The organism is Gordonia malaquae NBRC 108250, assembly GCF_000344135.1.
Classification (GTDB): domain Bacteria; phylum Actinomycetota; class Actinomycetes; order Mycobacteriales; family Mycobacteriaceae; genus Gordonia; species Gordonia malaquae.
Genome location: NZ_BAOP01000098.1, coordinates 1 through 1,111, shown reverse-complemented (window position 1 = coordinate 1,111; position 1,111 = coordinate 1). Strand labels below are relative to the sequence as shown.

Here is a 1,111-nt window from a genome sequence, read left to right as displayed (position 1 = left end):
CGGTGTCAACTCGTGGAAGCAACGTTGTCCTTCAGTAGGCGTTCGAAGACTTCCCGTGGAGTGTAGAAGCCCAGGCACTGCCGTGGCCGCTCGTTGAGCTCGCGGGCGATCGCTTCGAGGTACAGCTGATCGGATGGGATTTCGGTGCCCTTGGGCAGGTACTCGCGGATCAGGCCGTTGGTGTTCTCATTCGTCGGGCGTTCCCATGGCGAGCGGGGATGAGCGAAGTAGATCGGCAACTCGGCGGCCACGGTGACGCTGGCGTGCTCGGCCATCTCGGTGCCTTGATCCCACGTCAGGCCCTGTCGCATGAACTCCGGCAGTCCTCGCAGGTGATCGATCAGCACATCAGCAACGCCGGGTGCTTTCTTCCCGTCCGGCAGACCCAGGATCAGCGTGTACCGGCTGGTGCGCTCGACCAAGGTCACCGCCGCGGACTGGCCGGCCTTCCCGACGATCAGATCTCCTTCCCACCAGCCCGGCACCCGCCGATCGGCCGCGGTCTCGGGGCGGTCGTCGATGCTGACCATGCCCACGATCCGCGCCGACCGCTCACCGACTGACTTGCGGGGTTTACGCGCGGTGCGCTTGGACTGCAACAGGATGCCCTGAGCAGCCAACTCTCCCTTCGGAAGAGCATAAATCCACCGATAGATCGACTCGTGTGACACGCGGCGGCCCTGCGCGTTCGGTGAACCCGTCATGGGATCCACTGTGGGGTCTTGGGCCTCGAGCTTCAACCTCCCCGCGATCTGGCGCGGCGTCCGCGACCTGCGCAGGTCGGACCGTACCCGGTCGGCGAGCACCGAGTCAGCATCGATCGCCCTCGTCTGCGGACGGGCCCGCCGTGCGCGGGCGTGCTTGTCGGCGTGCACCACCTGATACGCGCCCGTCTTGGTGGCATTGCGTTTGATCTCGCGAGACACCACCGACTTGTCGCGCCCGATCTGCTCGGCGATCGCCGTGACCGTCATCCCCGCACGCCGTCCGACCGCGATCTCCGTCCGGTCCGCCACCGTCAACATCATCCGTCCCAGCCCCACCCAGGGTCTCCTACCGCGCTACCCGCAACCCCTCGTGGCCTGCAGTGTTGCTACGACGGTATGACACC

Annotated in this window: 1 protein-coding gene; it reads right to left on the bottom strand. The window is 66.0% G+C overall.

Features of this window, described 5'->3' with window-relative positions; all coding sequences use genetic code 11:
• Positions 1-5: 5 nt before the first annotated feature.
• Positions 6-1,025, bottom strand: coding sequence for an IS30 family transposase (locus GM1_RS21345; RefSeq protein ID WP_174316897.1), 1,020 nt, complete (start codon positions 1,023-1,025; stop codon positions 6-8).
• Positions 1,026-1,111 lie beyond the last annotated feature (86 nt).